We start from the raw sequence: 650 nt of genomic DNA, 5'->3' as shown, positions 1-650 counted from the left end.
TGTTTTCGAAAAAATCAGCCACCAACTAACGGAAAATTCAAATCTTATCAATAGCTTAGCTTGCAGGTTATGGGTAACTTATTTCGAAAACAGTACACTAGAAGATAGATTAAAAAAAGCTGACTGGGATGGGGAAAGTTTTTTTGAGCTAGGTTCTACATCCATGTCAGCCATACAAGTAGATGCATCAACGCAGGTAAACTTTACAAAACTTGGTGAGGCATGGGATGTACTCGATGACATGTACGGGGCCTTAGGTATAGCCACGCTAAAAATTGGTGTGACAGGAAATGCATTTACTAAACAAAACCCGATCACACTAAAATATCACCGCTACTTTCATGTGAAAAACATGGGATTTTACATAAGAGACAACTACGACTTCAATGGTTTTCAATACCTTGGCACATGGACAGAAAATCGGGTTTTGACCAAAACAGAGACCGTTATAGCCATAACACCACAAGGCCAATTGATAATCAAATTAAAAAATGGTCCATTCGCTGCCATTACTAATGGGAATTTTCGAGACTACAGAGAAAAAGTGGGCGGTTTCAGAGGCTGAGTGCAACACCCGGCTATTGAGTTAGGGATGGACTCTCATGATGCTTGGACATCATTTCCGTCATCATTTCGATAGGGCATCTGTA

1 protein-coding gene is annotated in these 650 nt (G+C 40.2%); it reads left to right on the top strand.

Translation table 11 applies throughout. The annotated features are described in order from the left end of the window. The coding region (locus DW49_RS0107570) for a DUF6402 family protein (RefSeq protein WP_024421199.1) at positions 1-565 on the top strand (565 nt) is incomplete at its 5' end. Positions 566-650 lie beyond the last annotated feature (85 nt).

This window comes from Pseudomonas avellanae BPIC 631, assembly GCF_000444135.1.
GTDB classification, from domain to species: Bacteria; Pseudomonadota; Gammaproteobacteria; order Pseudomonadales; family Pseudomonadaceae; genus Aquipseudomonas; species Aquipseudomonas avellanae.
The sequence above is the reverse complement of the archived record's forward strand: the minus strand, read 5'-3'. Positions and strand labels throughout refer to the sequence as shown.